21 protein-coding genes and 1 pseudogene are annotated in these 20,753 nt (G+C 66.1%); 13 read left to right on the plus strand and 9 right to left on the minus strand.

The window, feature by feature from the left end; genetic code table 11:
* Positions 1-49: 49 nt before the first annotated feature.
* The gene (locus AU198_RS00255) at positions 50-1,717 is read left to right on the plus strand and encodes an NERD domain-containing protein (protein ID WP_064345489.1); all 1,668 of its coding nucleotides are present in this window, start codon (positions 50-52) and stop codon (positions 1,715-1,717) included.
* A gap of 88 nt (positions 1,718-1,805) precedes the next feature.
* Here the strand turns inward: AU198_RS00255 and AU198_RS00260 are convergent, their stop codons facing one another.
* Entirely contained in the window at positions 1,806-2,135 is a 330-nt protein-coding gene (locus AU198_RS00260) for a hypothetical protein (RefSeq protein WP_064345962.1), read from the minus strand.
* Between the two features lie 127 nt (positions 2,136-2,262).
* Positions 2,263-3,723, minus strand: coding sequence for an ADP-ribosylglycohydrolase family protein (locus tag AU198_RS00265; RefSeq protein WP_064345490.1), 1,461 nt, complete (start codon positions 3,721-3,723; stop codon positions 2,263-2,265).
* Between the two features lie 70 nt (positions 3,724-3,793).
* Between AU198_RS00265 and AU198_RS00270 the strand changes: the two genes are divergently transcribed.
* Positions 3,794-4,447 (plus strand): NUDIX hydrolase, encoded by a 654-nt coding sequence (locus tag AU198_RS00270; RefSeq protein ID WP_064345491.1) that lies wholly within the window; start codon positions 3,794-3,796, stop codon positions 4,445-4,447.
* 155 nt (positions 4,448-4,602) lie between these two features.
* Here AU198_RS00270 and AU198_RS26965 read toward each other — a convergent pair whose 3' ends face one another.
* The 3 genes from AU198_RS26965 to AU198_RS00285 are packed head-to-tail and all read right to left on the minus strand — an operon-like array spanning position 4,603 to position 7,085.
* The gene (locus tag AU198_RS26965) at positions 4,603-5,088 is read right to left on the minus strand and encodes an Imm61 family immunity protein (protein ID WP_064345492.1); all 486 of its coding nucleotides are present in this window, start codon (positions 5,086-5,088) and stop codon (positions 4,603-4,605) included.
* Positions 5,088-6,761 carry a TNT domain-containing protein gene (locus AU198_RS00280; RefSeq protein ID WP_064345493.1) on the minus strand — a complete coding sequence of 558 codons (1,674 nt, stop codon included), beginning with the start codon at positions 6,759-6,761 and terminating at the stop codon, positions 5,088-5,090. The genes AU198_RS26965 and AU198_RS00280 overlap by 1 nt, the downstream gene beginning before the upstream one ends.
* A 9-nt stretch (positions 6,762-6,770) precedes the next feature.
* Positions 6,771-7,085 carry a type VII secretion target gene (locus tag AU198_RS00285; RefSeq protein ID WP_064345494.1) on the minus strand — a complete coding sequence of 105 codons (315 nt, stop codon included), beginning with the start codon at positions 7,083-7,085 and terminating at the stop codon, positions 6,771-6,773.
* A 106-nt stretch (positions 7,086-7,191) separates the two neighbouring features.
* Between AU198_RS00285 and AU198_RS00290 the strand changes: the two genes are divergently transcribed.
* Positions 7,192-7,545, plus strand: a complete 354-nt coding sequence (locus tag AU198_RS00290) for a hypothetical protein (RefSeq protein WP_064345495.1) — start codon at positions 7,192-7,194, stop codon at positions 7,543-7,545.
* A gap of 63 nt (positions 7,546-7,608) precedes the next feature.
* Positions 7,609-8,484, plus strand: a complete 876-nt coding sequence (locus AU198_RS00295; RefSeq protein WP_064345496.1) for a hypothetical protein — start codon at positions 7,609-7,611, stop codon at positions 8,482-8,484.
* A 32-nt stretch (positions 8,485-8,516) separates the two neighbouring features.
* On the opposite strand, the gene AU198_RS00300 is transcribed toward AU198_RS00295, so the two are convergent.
* Complete coding sequence (locus AU198_RS00300; RefSeq protein ID WP_064345497.1) at positions 8,517-9,533, minus strand: TIGR03617 family F420-dependent LLM class oxidoreductase; 1,017 nt, start codon at positions 9,531-9,533, stop codon at positions 8,517-8,519.
* Between the two features lie 170 nt (positions 9,534-9,703).
* On the opposite strand from AU198_RS00300, the gene AU198_RS00305 reads away from it, so the two are divergent.
* From AU198_RS00305 to AU198_RS26775, 5 genes are read left to right on the plus strand one after another with little or no spacing between them, the layout of a single operon-like run.
* The gene (locus tag AU198_RS00305; protein ID WP_231744527.1) at positions 9,704-12,097 is read left to right on the plus strand and encodes a nitric-oxide reductase large subunit; all 2,394 of its coding nucleotides are present in this window, start codon (positions 9,704-9,706) and stop codon (positions 12,095-12,097) included.
* A complete protein-coding gene (locus AU198_RS00310) occupies positions 12,094-12,738 on the plus strand; it encodes a hypothetical protein (RefSeq protein ID WP_064345499.1) in 645 nt (214 codons plus the stop codon). Before AU198_RS00305 ends, AU198_RS00310 begins: the two co-directional genes overlap by 4 nt.
* 11 nt (positions 12,739-12,749) lie before the next feature.
* Positions 12,750-13,565, plus strand: a complete 816-nt coding sequence (locus AU198_RS00315; protein WP_231744548.1) for an SPFH domain-containing protein — start codon at positions 12,750-12,752, stop codon at positions 13,563-13,565.
* Positions 13,558-13,890: a hypothetical protein gene (locus AU198_RS00320; RefSeq protein WP_064345501.1), complete on the plus strand. Its 333-nt coding sequence runs from the start codon at positions 13,558-13,560 to the stop codon at positions 13,888-13,890. Before AU198_RS00315 ends, AU198_RS00320 begins: the two co-directional genes overlap by 8 nt.
* A gap of 24 nt (positions 13,891-13,914) precedes the next feature.
* Complete coding sequence (locus AU198_RS26775) at positions 13,915-14,040, plus strand: hypothetical protein (RefSeq protein WP_286141418.1); 126 nt, start codon at positions 13,915-13,917, stop codon at positions 14,038-14,040.
* Here the strand turns inward: AU198_RS26775 and AU198_RS00325 are convergent, their stop codons facing one another.
* The gene (locus tag AU198_RS00325; protein WP_353612077.1) at positions 14,041-15,003 is read right to left on the minus strand and encodes a DUF2293 domain-containing protein; all 963 of its coding nucleotides are present in this window, start codon (positions 15,001-15,003) and stop codon (positions 14,041-14,043) included.
* Positions 15,004-15,147: 144 nt separating this feature from the next.
* Here AU198_RS00325 and AU198_RS00330 point away from each other — a divergent pair, with 144 nt between their 5' ends.
* The gene (locus AU198_RS00330; RefSeq protein WP_064345963.1) at positions 15,148-15,354 is read left to right on the plus strand and encodes a hypothetical protein; all 207 of its coding nucleotides are present in this window, start codon (positions 15,148-15,150) and stop codon (positions 15,352-15,354) included.
* Positions 15,351-15,725, plus strand: a complete 375-nt coding sequence (locus AU198_RS00335; protein WP_064345502.1) for a type II toxin-antitoxin system death-on-curing family toxin — start codon at positions 15,351-15,353, stop codon at positions 15,723-15,725. Before AU198_RS00330 ends, AU198_RS00335 begins: the two co-directional genes overlap by 4 nt.
* A gap of 7 nt (positions 15,726-15,732) precedes the next feature.
* Here AU198_RS00335 and AU198_RS00340 read toward each other — a convergent pair whose 3' ends face one another.
* Positions 15,733-18,069 carry an AAA family ATPase gene (locus AU198_RS00340; protein WP_082690797.1) on the minus strand — a complete coding sequence of 779 codons (2,337 nt, stop codon included), beginning with the start codon at positions 18,067-18,069 and terminating at the stop codon, positions 15,733-15,735.
* Positions 18,070-18,085: 16 nt separating this feature from the next.
* Between AU198_RS00340 and AU198_RS26035 the strand changes: the two are divergent.
* Both AU198_RS26035 and AU198_RS00345 read left to right on the plus strand, forming a co-directional pair.
* A pseudogene (locus AU198_RS26035) lies at positions 18,086-18,166 on the plus strand (type II toxin-antitoxin system ribonuclease VapC29); the annotation flags it as partial.
* Between the two features lie 62 nt (positions 18,167-18,228).
* A complete protein-coding gene (locus AU198_RS00345) occupies positions 18,229-19,227 on the plus strand; it encodes an ERCC4 domain-containing protein (protein WP_064345503.1) in 999 nt (332 codons plus the stop codon).
* Here AU198_RS00345 and AU198_RS00350 read toward each other — a convergent pair.
* Entirely contained in the window at positions 19,217-20,581 is a 1,365-nt protein-coding gene (locus AU198_RS00350) for a flavin monoamine oxidase family protein (RefSeq protein ID WP_064345504.1), read from the minus strand. The genes AU198_RS00345 and AU198_RS00350 overlap by 11 nt on opposite strands.
* Positions 20,582-20,753 lie beyond the last annotated feature (172 nt).

Below are 20,753 nucleotides of genomic sequence, written 5' to 3' on the forward strand. Positions count from 1 at the left end.
AGGGGTTCGACATGCGGTGGTGGCATCGACGCACGGCACGGAGGGGCCGATGACGATCACCCCCACCGACACACCGCGGCTGGCCAACCGCGCCGAGCGACGCGTCTACCAGGCTCTCGTCGAGCAACTCCAGCCCAACGACCTCGTCATCGCCGGCCAGCGCGTCACCGACCATCTCAAGGATCACGAGGTCGACTTCGTCGTCGCCATCGAAGGCGCGGGCATTGCGTGCCTGGAGGTCAAGGGCGGCGAGGTCTGGCACGACGGCGCGAACTGGCGTCAGAAGCGCGGCGGGCGCGAGTGCACCATCGAACCCGTCCGCCAGGCCCGCGAGGCCTGCTACGCCCTGCGCGACTACATCGAGAAGGACCCCCGCTGGACGCAGGGCCGTCTACGCTGGGACCACGTCGTCGTGTTGCCGAACACCGAACTGCCCGCTGACTTCGCCTTGTCGGACTGCCCCCGCTGGAAGGTCATCGACCGCAACGATCTCAAGGACATCGACGGCAAACTGCGCCACATCCTCGTCAGCCAGGAACTCAACCGTCCGCTGCTCAACCGGGACGGCATCGACCAGATCATCACCGCGCTGAGTGGGCGGGGACTGCCGCAACGCGACGTCGTCGCTCGGGCACTGGACAACGAGGATGCGGCCGACGCGCTCACCGAGCATCAGGCCGTCATCCTTGACGCCACCCGCTTGCTCAACCGCATCGAGGTCCGCGGCGGTGCGGGCAGCGGCAAGACGTTCCTCGCGATGGAGCAGGCTCGCCGACTGGCGCAGCGGGGTCAACGTGTCGCCCTGGTCTGCTACTCCCATGGCCTCGCGTCGTACCTCGAGCGCATCACCGCTACCTGGCCGCGGCGCCAACAACCCGGCTACGTCGGCGAATTCCATGCCCTCGGCGTGCAGTGGGGCGCACCGGAGGGGCCCGACGAGTCGCTGCGTACTGAGGAGACGGTCAAGTTCTGGGAGCACGATCTGCCGGAGCAAATGGCGGAGCTGGCAACGCAATTGGACACCGGGCATCGCTTCGATTCCATCGTCGTCGATGAGGCGCAGGACTTCGCCGACTCCTGGTGGGAGCCGCTGCTGATCGCACTGAAGGATCCGGATGAGGGCGGCCTGTACGTGTTCACCGATGAGGGGCAGCGCGTCTTCAATCGCTACGGATCCCCGCCGGTGCCGTTGGTGCCGCTGATTCTGGACCACAATCTGCGCAACACCCGCCAGATCGCGAACGCGTTCCAACCGCTCGTCGATCACCCGATGCGGTTCCTCGGCGGGGAGGGGCCCGCGGTCGAGTTCGTTGCCTGCAGCCGTGAGGATGCACTCGACGTCGGTGACGATCAGATCGAGGCACTCCTCGAAGAGGGTTGGCGGCCTGAGGATCTCGCGCTACTGACGACGGGCAGCCGGCATCCCGAGCAGGCGGAGCGTCAGAAGGCCGGCCACAAGGCGTACTGGGACAGCTTCTGGGACAACGACCAAGTGTTCTACGGTCATGTGCTCGGCTTCAAAGGTCTCGAGCGGCGCGCGGTCGTCTTGGTGGTCAACGATTCGGGCCAGTTCGAGCGCTCGCGCGAACGGCTTTACGTCGGATTGTCTCGGGCCCGCGACCGACTCGTGGTGTGCGGCGATCCCGAGTTCATCCGCGAGGTGGGTGGCCCGGATTTGGCGCGTCGGCTGAACATCGAAGAGGCGAGATCCCAATAGGCCCCGTCGGCTCGGTCATGGACGCGAGGTTGAAGTCGACCACCGGCGACTCATGACATGAGCGCGGCGGAAAGTAGTCGCCGTGATGCTAATCGCTTCTAGGCGTGAGAATCACTGGACTGGCAGTCAATGGTTCGATCACAACACCGACGTCCTTCATGGGCTCGATCGAGTGATTGGTGTCCATCACGGTCTGTACGTCGCCCTCGAGGATCATGTATGCGGCGCGGTTCATCCGACCGTAGAACTCTTTCATCGAATCCACGCTGCGGAAGACCGGCATGTACCGGACACCCTCGCGCTCCAGTAAGAACAGCCTCTGCTCGCCGTCGTTGGTGTTACCGAACGGAGTGGAGTAGAAGACCTTGCCCTCGGCGGTCGCAGCTGTATCGGGCTGCTTCTGGTTCGTCTTCTTCAACAGTCTCACCGTACCTCCTTGCTGTACACGCCAAACGGCGAGTGAAAGACGACGCCGTAGAAACAGTTCGGGTCGCCGGTTCCCACCAAAGCGAGGTCGCCGTGCCGTCGGAGGTATCCATGTCTGCTCACGAGGCCACCTTTCGACCATCTGTCATCGGTCCAAGACGTCGCAACGCCCCGCGAAACGCCGGGTTCGGATATGCACCTGGCAACACCGCGACGACATCTCGCAGTGCTTCTTCGACTCCGACGCCCTTCAGCCGCGCCCCGTACAAGGCGCCGATGGTCGGCGTGCGGCTGTACGCGGCCACGCAGTGCACCAGCACTGTGTGTCCCTCACTCCGTAGTTCCTCGAGCAATCGCACCGTGTCCGTCAAAACGAAGTCCAGGTGCGGGTTTTCGTCATGGCTCGTGCGGTCGATCAGCCGTACCTCGATGTGCGGGAGGTCGTGGCGCACATCATCGTCGGCCAATCGACACAACGAGAACACGGCGTCGACTTCCGTAGGAAGTTTCCTCAGGACGCCGATCCCGCCGAGCAAGACGCCCTCGTCATAGGGGTGACGTGCGCAGGTACTGATCGACGAATCGGAGTACGCGTAATCGAAAGGGTCTGGTTCACCACCACGTTCGATGGCCGACGCCAGCGCGACCAGGTCATGCGCGCCCATGCCAGGCCACCCGTGCAGCACCCGCCGCCATGCACTCGGAATCGCCGAAGCCCCATACGCCGCACCGAGCAGACCGCCCGCGATGGCCGCCACCGTGTCGGTGTCGTATCCCGCGCGCACCGCGGCGTCCAATGCCAGCCGAAGATGGTCTGCGCGGAAGATGCCCGCCTCCGGGTCGTCCTTCGGCACGGGGGTCGTCGCAATCGCCGACCACGCCGCCTGCATCGCTGTGACCACCCAGCCGTTGTTGGGAAAGGACGCGGGTGCTGCGGACTCGGCGGCGTCCAGGCGGGTGGCCCAGAGGTCGCGACGCTCGCCGGCGATGTGACGTAATCCGACACGCGCATCGAGCTCGCCGGTGAGCACCGCGTGCCGTATGGCACAGCACCACAACACGCAGGCCTCACGGGCGTCCTCGTCGTGGTGGGTCAGCTCGCTGATCGCGCGCGCCGCCTCGACCATCGCGTCCTCGTCGTCGAGGTAAGCGAGCGCGATGGGAGCCGTGCGCATCAGGGAGCCGTTTCCCGCCGTGCGGCCGGTCTGGCGGTGAAGGGCCTCGGATGCGCGCCGCGCGTCTGCCGCGGTGATGCGGCTATCACGAGACGCCGAGCGCAGGACGGAACCCGTCTGATTGCCAACATCTTTGGCTGTGCGCGACCATTCGAGCCATCGACTCACGATCGCATCTTGCGATGCGGTATCTCGCAGATCTGCACCAGTAGCCGCTACCTTGGCGATCGCAACCGCCATCGCGGTGTCATCAGTCCATTCGCCGCGCTGCCACGGTCCGCCGCCGACCATCGCCACGTCGAGTTCTGGTGCGCGTGGCGGTTGGAACTCATATGGCGCACCCAGCGCATCCCCCGCGGCAGTGCCCAGCAGTACACCTTCAACGCGGTCATTGTATGCAGTCATTTGGCCCCCTCCAGGTATAGTTTGCGCAATTATGCGCTAAATGTCAAACACTGTACGCTGAGGCTCCGACATGAGTGAGAAGGCGTACCGAGACACCAGCGGGCGGAAGCTGACCGACTACCCGCGACCCTCGGTCGCCGTCGACACGGCGTTACTCACGCTCGATCCGCACGCGGGACTGGTCGTGCTCGAGGTCCGCCGTCCGAAGGGAACGGGCTGGTCGCTCCCTGGCACGTTCGTCCATGAGCGCGAAACACTCGCGCAGGCCGTTGACCGCTCGCTGCGGATGAAAGCCAACGTGCGTGGGTTGCATCCACGTCAACTTCGCGTCTTCGACGACCCGACGCGCGACGATCGCGGGTGGGTGATGTCGGTTGCCCACGTGCAAGTGGTGCGTCTGGACCAACTGGCTGATCGATTCTCGGAGAAGACGAGGCTCGTCCCAATCGACGCACCCGGACGGCTGCCATACGACCACGCCGACATCATCAAGTTGGCAGTCGAGGACGTCCGAAAGCACTACCTAGACAAGCCGGATCCAGATCGCCTTCTCGGTGAGACCTTCACCCTGCGGGAGTTGCGCATGGTCCACGAAGCGATCGCCGGACAGTCGCTGCAGCGCGACACCTTCCGGCGTGCGATGGAGCCGCACCTCATTGCCACAGGCCTGAGCAGTACCAGCGGCCGGGGCCGGCCCGCGGAATTATTCCGTCGTCGCAGTTGATCGCGGACGCGGTTAACCGTGTTAGGACAGTCCGCGTCAATCCCCGGTTCCGAATCGCCTCCCGTCGCCGGGTCGACAGCCACGCTCGGACGAGTCGCGTAACACTTCGATCGGCGATTCACCGTTGCGCGGATCAAATTCGACAATGCGGGTCGCTATCCGATGCCTTGCCGAATCATCTGATCCAGTTCATGGAGAGGCATATCCAGTACGTGGCTGAACACTGGAACCTTCGAGGCTGGCAGGATTGCGACTCCGTCACGCAGACGCAGTTCCATTACGTACTCGCGGTCCGTTGGGAGTACTTCGACGCCTGCTTTTACTCCGAGTGAGTGAAGTTGTCGGCCAAGCTGTTCCGCGCCCAACAGGGAGCGGGCTACCGACGCCCACGTCCATATCAAATAGCGCTCGACTAATTCGAACGTGGAGAACCTGGCTGTACCCGGGTACCGTTTCCCGCGGTCATCGACTTCGTCAAGCACCCACCAGCCATCCTCGAGTCTCAGATAGAAGGACGCGTCGTCGGAGGTGAAGGCCATGTCACCGTCGTCACGACTGTCGGAAGCGCCGACATGAGTCAATTGCGCTCGGTTAGCCCACTCATCCCAGCTCGTAGCTAGCCTCGAAAAGTCTGGCTGCATTATCCAATCTCCTTGAGAAACCCAGAATCAACCAAGCCTTGTGTCGTGGCTCGCTCACCTGGCGGAGCGATGATCCGAAACTGCGTACCCCCGCCCGGTTGGTGAAACCATGGTGCCACCTGTGATTGTTCGATGCTCCAGCCAGGCGGAAGCGCGGTGGGGTCGTCGACGACGTAACGGTAGTACGGCTTCGCGGCGCTCTCCATAGGCAGCGATAGTTCGGCGAAAGGCGTTCCTTCTGGGGCCAGGTAAGCGCCGAACGGGGAACCGAAGCGCCCGAGCTCGGTGCCTGCCGGGAGCTGTGCCTCCGGGATCACCGTGCCCGGGACTGCGTAAGGCTTGCTTTCTAGATCCTCATCGGGATATATGAGGCTGCCGTCCGCGTTGGTGAATTGCGGCCCCGGGGGTATCGGCTCATAGCCGTCGAACAGCGGAGAGTCTGGCGGTAGTGGTCTAGCCGCGGGAATATCCGGCGACAGGGTTCCCGGGTGGTCGCTCGTCGCGGGGCCAAGCGGAGTCGAGTGCTCGACTGTGCCTGTGTGACTTGGCATGTCGATGACATCGTCGGGTATGGCACGTGCCGCGAGAGCTGCTTCGCCACCGAACATCGCGCTCGGCGCGGTCAGGGCCGTACTGCCGGCTACCTCACCCAAGTAATGCCCGGGGTAGTTCGTCAGGTGCTCGATGTCCTCTTTCATCGAGTCGATCGGGTTCGTCACCCGTTCCCAGGTGCCCTTGGCCAAGTCCGTCCACGACTCTTTCAAGTCCTCCAACCCGTTCGCTCCGATGAGGTTCTTGATGCTCTCTTCGGTGCCGAACCAGCCGTCGGCGAAGCCGTCCTCGAAGCCGGGTTTCGGCATTGCATCGCGTTCGGGCGTCTTGACTGGGGCAAGCGGTTTGTGCGCTGCGGCGACCATCGCGTCGAGCCGCTGTTCGATCTGCTCGGGCGGAACTCCGCTGCGCAACAGCGTCTCGCGCGCAAGGCTCTTGAACTGCTCTACCTTCGCCGGGTCCAACCGCACCGGCTGCGCTGGTTGGCCGGGTTCGGCGATCCGATTCAATGCTTCATCGAGATTCTTCGGTGTCGACGACTGCTCGTCCGGCTTCGGTTCGTCACGCCGCCCGCCAGTTGCAGGCAGCAGCATGTCCTCCAGCGACCCCGCCGTCTTCACCACCCGTTCACCGCTCGCCGCGGTGATCGCACCCGCCAACTCGGTGTCGATGCGCTCACCGTCCGCGAGCGCATCCGCGATGCGCTCCCTGAGGTCGGTGACCTTGGCCGCCACCTGGGCGGCGTACTCGTCTGTCATGTGGCTGGTATCGGGCGGGATCACCTGATTGGTGGACTCATCGATGCCCACTGCCGGTTGGGCGGCGGCATCGTCGAGGATGCCCTTGATGGTTTCGGCGAGGGCCTCCGCGTCGCGGTGAACGTTCTCCATCCTTTGAGCCGCCGCGCCGAGATTGTCGGCCACCGCTTCGTGGTCTGCCGCCGTGGCCGTCATCGCCGACTTCGCGGCCTCCGCGCCCTGGCCTTCCCAGGTCGATACCGTGATCAGCGAACGATAGAACTCAGCCGAGCCGGTGTGATTGTCCGCGGCCTCGCGTGCTGCCTGGGCGAGATCGGCGATCTCGGGAGGCCACTGTTTGAGCTCACCAAGGCTCAGCGCCATTCCCGCACCTCACATCGCAGAGCCGGCGTCCTCTACCGCCTCGGCGCCGCCAACATCGGTGCGCACGTAACTGTCTGCCGCCTCGCGGTGTCCCTGCGCGTGTCTGACGAAATCACCGGCGAACCGTGCGCCGTCGGCCTCCCACGCCGCCAGCATCTTCGGCAACGCGGCGGCTGCCGACCCCGATCCGAGAGCGGTGTTACCCGCATGTGAATGCGCCGCCTGGTGCGCTGACCGAAACCCGCTGGCCTGGCCGTCGAGCCGGTCTGCGGCCATGCGCAGCTCGGTCGGATCGACCTTCAGCGGCTCGTTCGAGTCAGACATCACGCCCCCTTTTCCAGCATCAGCCGCACACTAACACCGCCCGACGGGCCGCCAACGCAGCAATTTCGTCCCCGGAAACCTCCGGGCGAAGCGTTAAACTCACCCCATGGAACTACTACGCAACGTAGTTGTACTGCTGCACATCGTCGGCTTCGCGATCACGTTCGGCGGCTGGGCCGCCGAGGCCCTGGCCCGACGCTTCCGCACCCCCCGCGCCATGGACTACGGCCTGTTGCTCTCGCTGCTCACCGGCCTCGCTCTCGCCGCGCCGTGGCCCGCCGGCATCGAACTCAACTACCCGAAGATCGGGATCAAACTGGTCATCCTCGTGATCCTCGGCGGCTTCCTGGGCATGGGCAGCGCTCGCCAGAAGCGCACCGGCAACCCGATACCGCGCCTGATGTTCTGGGCGATCGGCGTCCTGTCGTTCGCCGCCGCAGCCATCGCCGTCCTCTGGTGACCTACCCCGCTCAGCAAACGCATGAATCAGTGAATTGTCGTATGCACCTGGAATAATGGTGCAGTGACGCAAACTGCAATCGAACGTCTTCACATCGTCGAGGGAGCCGACTGGAAGGACGCGGTGATCACTCTTCTGGAGGATCGCTCGTCGTACCGGCCGTGGCGCTACGGCTTCGGCGAAGCCCACATCGGCGACCCGGTGGCCATCGTTTTGAACACCGATCCGCCGTCGGTCATGACGCGACTCGGCCGCATCGGTCCCGACGGGCGCTTCGACCGCGCCGAGATCACCTGGGGCCTGCCCAGCCCCGGCCTGGTGGACCTCGGCACCCTGGCGCGGCTGGTCAGGCTCGCCGGCGACGACGACCCCCGCAAGGTGTGGCAGCTTCGCGGCGACGCGGCCACTCGCATGCTTCTCGCGCTGACCGACTGCGACGCCGACGGCAAGCGTTCGACGCGGTTCGGCCATTCGACGATGGCCGCGGCCGCCACCCTTCTTCACTCCCGCGGCCTGTGCACCGGATGCGGAGCCGTCCTCGACCTACTCGGCGAGCAAGCCCGCGACGCCTTCCGCATCCGCACGGTCGACTTTCCCGAGCGGCCGCAACCCCAGCCGGTGATCATGGAGGCCACCAACGTGCCCAGCTACTTCTATGGGCCGATACCCGACAAGTGTTGGCTGCCAGAACTTCCCGCCGATTGGCCCGGTGTGCTGTGTCTCCGCTGCGACGCCGCCATGCGCGACGGCGGCTTCACAAGCTTGATCGACTACCTGTTCTCCCAGCATCCGCGGTGTCCCTATTGCGGCGCCCAACGCACGCAGAGCGCACAGTTCGGAGAGGTCTTTCATCTGGACTTCCCGCCGTGGGACGACTACCGCGGCTGCGTCCGTCGTAACGACAACTGGACCTGCACCGTATGTGGCAGCCAATGGTGACCCGGTCAAGGCGAGTCCGCTGGCCGCCTCAGTCATCGCGCCCGAATGCTCTGCGCCACCTCGCCGTAACGCTCGAACCGTGCCGGATCGGCCAGCGCGTTGTAGAGCACCACGCGTGATGCCACCCCGCCGTACCGTGAGATCAACGCGTCCGCCAGACCGTCCCACGTCGACTCCGTGGCGAACGTCGCGATGTGCTCGTCGGTGATACAAGCCGCCATGCCCTGGTAGTCGCCGGCCTTCTGCTTCTCGCGGATCCGCGCCGTCGTGCCCTCGAACCCGGCCTCGTCCCAGATGAAGGCGTAGTTCGGTGTGCTGCCGTAGAAGCTCATGCTCGTGCGCACCAGCTCCCGCTCACGATCGCGTTCCGCGTCGGTGTCGCCGACGATCGTCATCACCGGCACGATCACCGCGATGTCATCGACCGAGCGCCCCGACTTCGCGGCGCCCTGCGCCAGATTCGGCAGCACATGCCGGCCGATGTAGCCCGGCTCGCCCAGCGGATGCACGTGGATTCCGTCGGCGACCTCGCCGGCCATCCGCAGCATCCACGGGTTCACCGCCGCGACATCCACTTTGGGATCCGGCGCGTCTATCGGTCCCGCGCTCCACTGCGGCGTGATGAAGTCCAAGCTGTAGAAGTCACCGCGATGCTCGAGCTTGCCCGTCCGGAACGCATGGAAGCACGCCTTCACCGCCAGCACGTAGTCACGCAGCCGTGGACCCGGACGCTCGAACTCCATTCCGTAGCGCCGCACCACGTGCGTGCGGACCTGCGTACCCAACCCCAGGCGAAAACGACCGCCGGTTGCCTCCTGCAACTCCCACGCCGTCGCCGCCGAAACGAACGGGCTGCGCGGAAACGCCACCGCGACGCCCGTCGACAGCTCCAACCCCGGCGCGGCCTGCGCCGCCACCGCCGCATTCATGTACGGCGTGCGGCCCGTCTCGGTGAACAGCAATCCGGAGAACCCGGCCGTCTGCGTCCGTCGGGCCAGCTCGCCGATGTCCTGAAGCGGTTGCGGGGTTGTCATCGCGTCGACGTGCACAGTCGCACCCTAGCCCGACCACCCGTCTGCCACGCCAACTTTGGCTAGCCTTTGCTTAACAACCGCCAAGGCCGACGCGAACTCTGGGAACCTCCACCACTTTCGCGATGCTTTCGTTACTTTGGCTACACGCTGCGATCGTGCATCCGATGCCGTCGGAAGGGATAGCCGTGACAAACCAGTTCTTGGAGCCCGCGCCGAGCAAGGCGGAACTCGCCATCTCCAAAGGCTGGGTCCAGGGCGTCGCCCTGGTCATGGTGTTCGGCTTCCTGATCATGGGTATGCTGGCCGCCCGCACCTACTCCGACTCGATGCCGCAGCCACAGCGCGTCGTCGGACCCGACGGCCAAACGCTCTACACCGAGCAGGACATCACCGCCGGACAGCAGATCTTCCTGCGCCGCGGGTTGCAGCAGTACGGGTCGGTGATGGGCCACGGCGGCTACCTCGGACCCGACTACACCGCCGAATACCTTCGCTTGTCGGCCGACCACGTCGGCCAGGAGCTGCGCGACGCCGGAGTGCAGGATCCGACCGCCGCCGTCGTCGAGATGATGCGGACCAACCGCTACGACGAGGCCACCGGAACGCTGCAGTTCACCGCCGAGCAGGTGAGCGCATTCGAGAAGATCCGCGAGTACTACGCCGACTTCTTCGGCACCGACTCCACCGAGTACGGCCTCATCCCGCAGGTCATCACCGACCCGCAGGAAATCAAGGAGCTGACAGCATTTTTCAGCTGGACCGCCTGGGCCAGTGCCGCCCAGCGTGACGGCCACTCCTACTCCTACACCAACAACTGGCCGCCCGAACACCGCGTCAACAACACGCCCACGGCCGACATCCTGGTCTGGTCGGCGATGTCGCTCATCGCGCTGCTCGCCGGGCTCGGCGCGCTGTTCGCCCTCTACGGCCGGTGGAGCCGCAAGATCGGTTGGCACGCAACCGAAACCCCGTCCCTGAGGTTCCGCCAACCCGGTGAGGTCGCGATCACCCCGTCGCAGAAGGCGACCGCGTGGTTCTTCCTCGTCGTCGCGGTGCTCTTCCTCGGCCAGGCGATACTGGGCGGCGCGATCGAGCACTACCGCGCCGAGCTGAGCAACTTCTTCGGTCTGGACCTGGCCCAGATTCTGCCGTTCAACCTGGCGCGGACCTGGCACGTCCAGCTGTCGTTGCTGTGGACAGCGGCGTCCTTCCTCGCCGCGGGAATCTTCCTGGCACCGATCATCTCCGGCCGCGAACCCCGCCGCCAGTCCTGGCTGACCTACGGGCTGCTGGGCGCGTTGTTCGTCGTCGTCGCCGGCACACTGGTGGGCACCGCGCTGAGCACCTTCGGTGTCGACTGGGCCAAGGGCTCGATCTTCTTCGACCAGCAGTGGGAATACCTTGACCTGCCGCGCTTCTGGCAGGCGCTGCTCGTGATCGGGCTGTTCCTGTGGATGGCGATCATCTTCCGCGCGATCCGCTCGCGGCTGAAGACCGAGAGCAAGCTGAACATGCCGTGGCTGTTCTTCTACGCCGGGCTGGCAATCCCGGCGTTCTACGCCGTCGGCATGCTCGCCGGCACCGAAACTCATCTGACCGTCGCCGAATTCTGGCGGTTCTGGGTGGTGCACCTGTGGGTCGAGGACTTCCTCGAGCTGTTCACCACGGTCATGGTCGCCTACATCTTCGTGATGCTGGGCGTAGTGCGACGCAAGATCGCGATCCAGCTGATCTTCCTCGACGTCATCCTGTACTCGATGGGCGGCGTGATCGGCACGATGCACCACCTGTACTTCTCGGGAACCCCGGTGGAGCACATGGCCCTTGGCGCGTTCTTCTCCGCGCTGGAGGTCATCCCGCTGACGTTCCTGACCGTCGAGGCGTGGACATTCCTGCAGCTGGGTTCGCGGCAGCAGTCGCGCAGCAGCGCGCCGTTCCCGCACCGGTGGGCGGTGATGTTCCTGGTCGCCGTCGGCTTCTGGAACTTCGTGGGCGCAGGCATCTTCGGCTTCCTGATCAACCTGCCGATCGTGTCGTACTACCAGATCGGCACCGCGCTCACAGCCAACCACGCGCACGGCGCGATGATGGGCGTCTACGGCATGCTCGCCGTCGGGTTGGCGCTGTTCGCGCTGCGCTACATCATCCCGCCGCAACGCTGGCCGGAGAAGCTGGCGAAGCTGTCGTTCTGGTCGCTCAACATCGGGTTGGCGTGGATGGTGTTCGCCACGCTGCTGCCGCTCGGTGTGCTGCAGCTGTGGCACTCGGTCAACGACGGCTACTACGAGGCCCGCACGTTGAACTACATCACCCAGTCGGGCAACGTCGTGCTCGAGTGGCTGCGCATGCCCGGTGACTTCTTGTTCATCCTCGGTGGTGTCCTGCCGTTCCTCTGGATCGCTTGGCTCGGTGTGCGTTACGGCATCAAGGCGACCACGCACACGCTGCCCGCCGAGACGTTGTTCGTCGAGGAACACGCCCACGCCGAGGAGGACCGCACCGGTATGGCGGTACCGGGACGCAGCCGCTATGCCTCGGACCGACGGGTGACGCCCGACGAAAGCGGTGAGGGCCCGTGATCGCCGGCATCGGGATCGCCGCGTGGCTGACGATCGGCTACGCGGTCGTTCTCGTCGCCATCGCTTACGGCATCGACACGTTCGCCCGCCGTGCCGCGGCCAAGGTCGAGGGGCACCGCACGGGCGCGTTCGTCTACCACGAAGACCACGATGCCTGGCAGTGTCCGGAGGACCAGTGGTTGTGGCCCACGTCCTTTGACCCCGACAACCGGGTCATGCGTTACCGGGGGACCCCGTCGATCTGCAACGCCTGCCCGGTCAAGCACACCTGTACCTCGTCGCACGACGGTCGCGAGGTGAGCCGCGCGATCGACAGTTGGCCGGCGTCGGAGGCCGCGCGCTTCCACCGCGGAATCGCCTGCGCCGTCAGCGCCATCGCGGTGATCCTGCCGTTGGCGACGGCCCTGGCTGCCGACACCGCACCGGAGGCGCTGCTGCTGTTGGGCTCCGCGGTCGTGGTCGGTGTGATGAGTCTGCCGCTGTGGTCGCACCTGCGACGCACCCCGGCCGTTCCTGACGGGGTGGTGTTCCAGTCGCTCGACGAGAACCTCGAGGAACGAAAGCGGCTGGCCGAAGCGGAGATCCGGCGTCGTAGTTCGTATGCGTCCGACCGGCGGAATGAGCCGCGGGAGGTGCTCTGATGGACCCCTGGATGGTGGTTGTGGTGTTCTTCGCGATCGTGCTGCTGGCGGCGGCGGTCGCATCGATACGCGTGGTCAAGGAGTACGAGCGTGGTGTGGCGTTTCGTCTCGGCCGGCTGCGCGGACCCCTGGGGCCGGGCATCGTCGTCGTGCTTCCGGGCGTCGACAAGCTCGTGCGCGTCGACCTGCGAACGGTGACGCTGACGATCCCGCCGCAGGAGGTCATCACCCGCGACAACGTCACCGCGCGCGTCAATGCCGTGGTGTTGTTCCGGGTGACCGATCCCATGAAATCGGTGATGGCCGTGGAGAACTTCGCGATCGCGACGTCGCAGATCGCGCAAACCACGCTGCGTTCGGTCGTGGGCCGCGCCGACCTCGACACGCTGCTCGCGCACCGCGCCGATCTCAACGAGGACCTCGCGGCGTCGATCGCCAAACAGACCGAACCATGGGGGATCGTCGTCGAGGTCGTCGAGATCAAGGACGTCGAGATCCCCGAGATGATGCAGCGCGCGATGGCCCGCGAGGCCGAGGCCGAACGGGAACGGCGCGCCAAGGTGATCAGCGCGCGCGGCGAACTGCAGGCGTCGACGGAACTGCGCGATGCGGCGATCACGCTCAGCGAGAGCCCGGCGTCGCTGCAACTGAGATATCTGCAGACGCTGCTCGAACTCGGCGCCGACCAGAACTCCACCGTCGTCTTCCCGATCCCCATGGACATCGTGCGCCCGTTCCTCGAAGCTTCACGGTCGGACAAGGCCGTCGACGCCGGCGGCCCCAGTGAGGCGGTTCCCCACATCAGGAGGGTGAAATCCGATGAGTAACACCACACCTGACCCCGCGACGGTCGGCGAGACGGACGACGCCTTGGACGACGGCCGTCCCGTCGTGCTCGAGCCGACGCCACCCGGGCTGTGGCGGGCACTGCTGGGAACGGCGGTCGCCGTGCTGGCGCCGCTGTTCGGGTTTCTGGTCGGCGGCATCTTCGGAGCCGGAACCACCGGCGACTCCGTCGATCCGATGTTCCTGTCGCTGTTCGCCGGCATCGTGATCGGCGGCGTCGGGGTGCTCGTGGCGCTCTCGGGTGGCGCGCGGTTGTGGCGGCACTTTCACCGGCAGGACGCGCTCCAGGAGACCGAGGGTATATAACAGATCTCGACCGAAATCTACGGTGTGACAGTCGAAATCGCATCGCTCGCCGACGTGATCCGTTCGAAGCAGGCCGCCAACCGGCCGAAGGATCACCGCGTTTTGCCGACGCTGCGGGAGCTGCTCGCCCGCCGCGGCGAACGGCGGTAGTCAGGTGTCGAGCAGCGTGACGCCCTCGCGCCAGGCGGTGAGGACATCCTCGACGCGGTCGTACACCCGCGCCCTGGCGGCATCGCGGTCGACACCCGACATCAGCAGGTCGTCGTATTCGGTGTCGATGTGGCGGATCGACGCGGCGACGGCAAGTCGGACCGCTTCGGGTTCCAAACTCCGTGCCGCAGCGCTGCGGCCCACCCTGCCGCTGCCGCGGGCCGCGGTGTGCATCGCGATCGCCTCCGCACGGTCCGGGGGACACCCGGGGAACTGCTCACGGATCGCGGCGGCGAACTCGCCCTGGAAGCGCACGTCTTCATCGGCGCGACGAATCCTGTCGCGATCGCGGCGCCTTGCCCGTAAGTCCGCGTCCGACAGGCATTCTCGCGCGGCCTGTTCGATGGCTGCCGACTCCACCAGGACGCCTTGTCGTTCGTAGCGATGACGTCGCCTGGCCCAGCGCACCACGACCGCGGACAACCGGCTGGCCTTCTTGGCGCGACGGGTGAGCGCGGCGTCACCGGACGGCAGGAATTCGAGATGGCCGAGGTCGGCGCAGTCGAGGCACAGGGTGCCGGCCGTGCCCTGGACCAGCAGATCGCCGGGGTCATGAGCGTCGCCGCACGACGAACAGTCCCAGGGGTTGTGCGGCGAGATCACGACGATGTCGCGGGGACGCGGTTGTCCGCGCACCGGCTCGACGTGGCCCGCCGTCGCCCAATACGTGCGGTAGGCCTGTTCGACGTCGGGGTCGCCTTCGGCGGTAAAGACCAGATCGCCATAGGTGGCCTCACGCTGTTCGAGCCCGCGCTCTTCGGCCCAGCGCCGCAATGCCTCCGCGGCTTCCACGACCTTGTCCCCGCCGACCTGTACGCACATCTCCAGCCGCGGAACTCGGCCCCGCTCCCACCGCTCGACGTTCGGTTGCGCAAGCCAGCCCAGTTCCACGAGAACGTCGATGGTTCGGACCGCTCCTCATTCGGCCAGCACCGCATCTGCCGCGCGGGCGACGCGCGTCTTCACGTTCGCCATGAGCCGACGTTACTTCTCGTGGGTGACATCGCCGAACGGGACGCGTGGTATCAAAGTGGTATCGTCACGCGCATGGGCATGACATTGCGGACCAGCGAGAAGCAGGCGGAAGCGCTTCGCCGACAGGCCGAGGCCGAGGGGCGTTCCATGCAAGCGGTGGCGCTGTCAGCCATCGACGAGTATATCGAGCGCCGCGCGCATCAAAACGACGTAAAGACAGTGTTAGACAAGGTAGTCGAACGTGAACAAGGTGTGCTGCGGCGACTCGCAGACACATGACCGTCTACCTGGACCTCGATGACTTGTTGCTGATCGCGGCGCGGGCGATCTCCAGTGAGGTGGTAGTCAGGGACTACGGCTTGCTGGAAGCGGCGGTGGCGCGGCCCAGGACCACCGTCGCCGGGGCCGACGCCTATCCCGACATCCACACCAAGGCGGCTGCCGTGCTGCATTCCCTCTGCCGCAATCATGCACTCGTCGACGGCAACAAGCGGCTGGCGTGGACGGCTTGTCAGGTGTTTCTCGGCCTCAACGGTGAGTGGGTGATGGCAGGCGAGGACGCTCGTTTCGACTTCATGATCGCTATCGCTTCGGGTGCGATCGACGACGTACCCGAGATCGCGACACCGTTGAGGACATGGTGCGCCTGAAACCCGGTTAGCGATCGGCCAGCCACGCGAAGAACTCCTCGGCGGTGAACACCGGCTTGCCGTACTCCTGCGCCTTGCGCGCCTTACCCGACTGCGTGCCCGCCTCGGCCGTCACCAGCACCTCGCACCGCGTCTTGGTCACCGACCGCACCGGTTTCAGGCCTGCCTTCGCAGCCATCCGCTCGATCTCGTCGCGTTCCACCACGTGGCCGTTCGGGTCCAAAGCCGTTCCCGTGAAACAGATCCGCGCGCCGGGCGCCAGTGCTTCGCCGATGTCGTGGCGGGCGACCAACTCCGCGTCGCCGACCACGTCGACGCCCAGCAGCTCCGACACCGCGTGCAGGCGCGCCACCACGTCGTCGGGCAGCAACGTCCGGGAGGCCGCCGCACGCAACTGATCCGCGACCGTCGACCGCGCCGCCGCATCCCACGACGAGTCGAGGTCCCGGTGCACCGATGCGCCCAACAGCACCGCGCCCACGTCGCGGCTGATCCTCAACAGCGCCGACAACCCGGGTAGATGCTCGGCCGTCGGCGTCGGCACGTCCGGGTCGCGGCTGACCAGTAGGCCCGAAACCGACTCCGCCGGTTCGGGTTCCTCGAACGGCGACGAACCCTCCTCGACGTCCGCGGCAGCCAACGCCCCCAGCGCCGACCGCGCACGTTCCAACGCCGTCCGCCCTGTCACGCGCGCTCCGCGCAGTTCGACGCCCAGCGGCATCGGCGTGACGTGGCCGAGGCGTTTGAGCTCGAAGTCGATCAGTCCGAGCGTCTCGTCCACTCCCGGCGCGACGGGCGTGCAGCCGGCCAGCATCGGGGCGATCACCGCCCAGGCTTCGCGCAGCGTCGGCGCCAGCAGCACGTCGGACACGCTGATGCCGTAAGCGTTTCGCGCATCGGCCAGATCACGCTGGGGGTTGACCAGCGTGGAGACGGCGGTACCGTCGTCGAAGGCCACCGCCAGCTCCACCGGCCGCGGCCGCGACATCCGTCCTTCGTCGCCGACGGTGAGCATGCCGATCGCGCAGTACTTGCGCGCCGCGGCACCGCCGATCGAGCTGCGCAGGAAGCGGGCGATGCGCCGGTCAGTCTTCAAATCCTTCGGCAGCACAGGACGTTTCAGCACCAGCCCCGCCAGCGAAGTGCACCGGCTCAACGCCACGTACAGCTGACCCGTGGAGAACATGCCGCCGGTGAGATCGACGACGACCCGCTCCAGCGTCTGCCCCTGGCTCTTGTGGATCGTGATCGCCCACGCCAGCTTGAAAGGCAGCTGCGTGAACGTGCCGATCACCTCACGACGCAGCGTGCCGCCGTCGACCACCGGGCGCGTCGCCTCCCACGTGAACGGCGTGACCTCCGCGCATGATCCGTTGGCGAACTCGACCTCGACGACGACGCCGTAGCGGTCGTAGCCGACGCCGACGACTCGCCCGATCGAGCCGTTGACCCACCGGTCGCCCTGGTCGTTGTTGAGCATCATCACCTGCGCGCCGACCTTGAAGCGCAGTTCGTCCTCGATAGGTTTGTCGAACAGCGACAGGTCGCCGGACTCGCGGGCGCGGTGCATCATCTCGTCGCCGTCGAGCCGCTCGAGATGCTGGCGGTTGCGTGCGGTCACGAGCCGATTGGTCGGCGCGAGCGTCAGCCAGAACTCGCCGTCGGGCGGGATGAAGTCCTTGTCGGCGCGGGCGTTGAGCTGCTCCTCGGCGTGGCCGAGCAGGACGCCTTCGCGAATCTCGTTGAGAATCGCGGTCATCCGGTCGTCGCCGAGCTGGCGGAAGACCGTCGTCAACGAAATGGTGGGGAAGTCCTCGCGGGCGAAATTGCGGGCGGAGAAGAAGTAGGGCGTCTCGTGGACCGTCGAGAAGTAGGCCTCTTCGCCGTCGCCGACCACCGGCGGAAGCTGGTAGAGGTCGCCGACGAGCACGATCTGCACGCCGCCGAACGGCACGCCCGGCTCCGGTCCGTGGCGCTCCAGCGCCGTGGCGACCATGTCGAAGACATCGGCGCGGACCATGGACGCCTCGTCGATGATCAATGTCTGCAGCGACGCCAGCGTCCTGGCGAAACGGCCCGGCCGGTACTGACCGCCGGTGACGTCGCCCAGCGTCGTCGTCGCACGGAAGCCGAACAGCCGGTGGATGGTGTAGCCGTCGACGTTGAGCGCCGCGATCCCCGTCGGCGCGACCACCACGACGTTGCGGTCCGTCTCCGCCATGAAGCGACGGATCAGCGTCGACTTGCCGGTGCCCGCCTTGCCCGTGAGAAACAGATGCTTGCCGCCGGCCAGGAGCGCCAAGGCCTCCCGGAACTCGTCGGTGAGGATCAGATCCCCGCTCACGGGTCGGACAGTACCTCGTGGCTTCAGCGCGCAGTTGGCGACGCTCGACTCTGGCCTGGCGCATCTGCACAGCGACGTGGCAGTCCTCATCGCCTGATCTACGCGGCGGATGGGCGTCGGTTCTGCCGACTCCCGCCCGCACGCGGCACACTGGAGGGCGTGGCGGAATTGCTGATCGCGGCGAACCCGCAGCCCGACTCCCGGCTGCGGTATCTGTTGCGACTTCCACAACCGGGCGGGGATCTGGTGTTTCGGACCTCGGGCACGTGGCCGCGGGTCAAAGCGCTGTACTGCCACCCGATGAGTCTTGACGATTGGCCCGCCGACGCCGAGGTCATCGAACGGCTTCCGTTGCAGTCGTGTCAGCGCCGGGGCGCGGCCATCGATGTCATTCTGCAGCGGGGGCGCGAGAACCGCTCCCAGATCGTGTTCACCACTGCCCGGGGCCGCGAGATGGTGTTCTGGCAGTCGCCGCGCACCCGTAAACAAGCGCGCCCCAACGTGCGAACGCCGACCGCGCGCGCTCAAGGCATCGAAGAGTTGCAGGTGCTGGTGGATGCGCATGAGCGGTACGCCTACACCTTCAGCTCGCAACAGGTCAGCATCGTGAAGCGGGCACTGCCATGCGGTGACTACGGGATCACCGTGGACGGATCGCTGGTGGCCAGCGTGGAACGCAAATCACTACCCGATCTCGTGTCCGGTCTGACCAGCGGCAAGCTTCGCTTTCAGGTCGCCCATCTCTCGGCACTCCCGCGCGCAGCGGTCGTGGTCGAAGACCGCTACTCGCAACTGTTCCGGCACAACTTCGTCCGCCCCGCCGTGGTCGCCGACGCCCTCGCCGAGCTGCAGATTCGGTGGCCCAGTGTGCCGGTCGTGTTCTGCGAGACTCGCCAGCTCGCCGAGGAATGGACTTACCGCTTCCTCGCTGCCGCGCACACTTGGGCACTCACTGAAGAAGCTGCGCAACAACGCATCTCGGGGGAGCGAATCGACAATCCAATACCTGGGCCGGCGGGTGCGGAGTCCGAACCGAGCACCGCCGAAGTCCGCGCGTGGGCGCGCGACGCAGGCCTGCCGGTACCCGACCGCGGTCGGCTGCGCCCCGAAATCTGGCAGGCGTGGCGCGATGCGCACGACCCCTCGGTCAAGCCATAGCCATCGCTTCGCGGGCCATGACCTCGGCCGCGGCGCGCTCGCCGGAACGCACGGCCCCGTCGATGAACCCGTACATCACCGCTGAGGTCTCGGTGCCGGCCCAGTGGATCCGTCCGCACGGCTCGCGCAGCGCGGGTCCGAACTCAGTGAGCACCCCCGGCGGGGCGTGCGCGATCATCCCTCCGCCGGAGTACCGCTCGATGGTCCAGTTCTGTTCGACATAGTCTACCGGTGAAAGTGCTTTGTCACCAAGACGTTCCGCGACAGCGCCCAGCACCGCGCTTCTGCGCTCGTCCTCGCCGAGGTTGGTCAACCGGCGCGCTTCGGGCCCCTCAGTGATCACCGTGAGCATCCCGGGAGTGCCGGTGTCGGTGCACGAGTCGATCGTCAGGCTCGCCGGCGATCCGGGCCCGAACGACTGCCCCGAAAGGCCGTCGGCCCGCCAGAACGGCTCGTCGAACACCAGCGCGATCTTGTAGACCGCACCGCTGGGCATGCGTTGGTGCAGGAACGACCGGTCGACGGGAAGCATTGGCTCATAGGAGATCTGGCTGGCTATCGAGATCGGCACCGCGACGATGGCCCGTCGCGCGTTGACCACCATGTCCTCGGAGCGCACGACCACCCCGTCGGCATTCTGCTCGATGCTGCGCACCGGCTGCGACAGGTGGATGACGTCACCGAGTTCTGCCGCGACCGCACGATGGATGGCGCCCATGCCGCCGACCGGACGCGCGTCCTCGGCCGCGTCCTTGACGCCCAACACGAAGCTCGGTCCGCCGGCCGAGGCCATCTGGTACAACACGAACAACAATGAGATCTCCGATGCCGCAGACGTATACAGCCCCGCAACAGCGCTTTCCAGTAATTCGCGGGCGGGTTTGGACAGCGTATTCCTGTCCAGCCACGCCGCCCAGCTGGTCTGGTCCCACTTCTGCGCCTTGCGTGCGGTCCACGGCGCCTCCACCGGAATGGTTTTGCACATCTGAGTGAGCTCGAGAAAGACCGTGCCGATGTTGGCGACCGCCCACGGACTCATCGACAGCGGAATGGTTCCGGTGTACCGGTACTTCTTGCCGTCGACGAACATCATCGCGTCGCCGTCGGTGTACTGCTTGTAGCTCGGCACCCCGAATTCCTTCATGAGCGCGTAGATCGCGTCCTGCCCCGGACCGATCCACGCGCCGCCGCGGTCGATCCACGCCCCGTCGTCGCGTACCTCCGTGAAGGTGCGACCACCGACACGGTCGCGGGCTTCGAGCAGCGCCAACGAATGACCCGCTTGCTTCAAGCGCAGCGCCGCGGTCAGTCCGGCGAACCCGGCACCCACGACGCAATAATCCACGTCTGCCATGACAGCCCCTTCGGTCGATTTGCGCGGGGCCGGGCGGCCGGGTGCAAGCCTCGGCGCGCCCTCATACGGGTGCGAAGGCACCTAGACTCAACGCCTGATTGCCGCTTCTGTCAATAAACCGTTGCGTCGGGAAGGTTTTCGTGAGGGTGGGCAGCGGGGCGCCGATGTGCGG

This window comes from Mycobacterium sp. GA-1199, from assembly GCF_001500045.1.
GTDB lineage: Bacteria > Actinomycetota > Actinomycetes > Mycobacteriales > Mycobacteriaceae > Mycobacterium.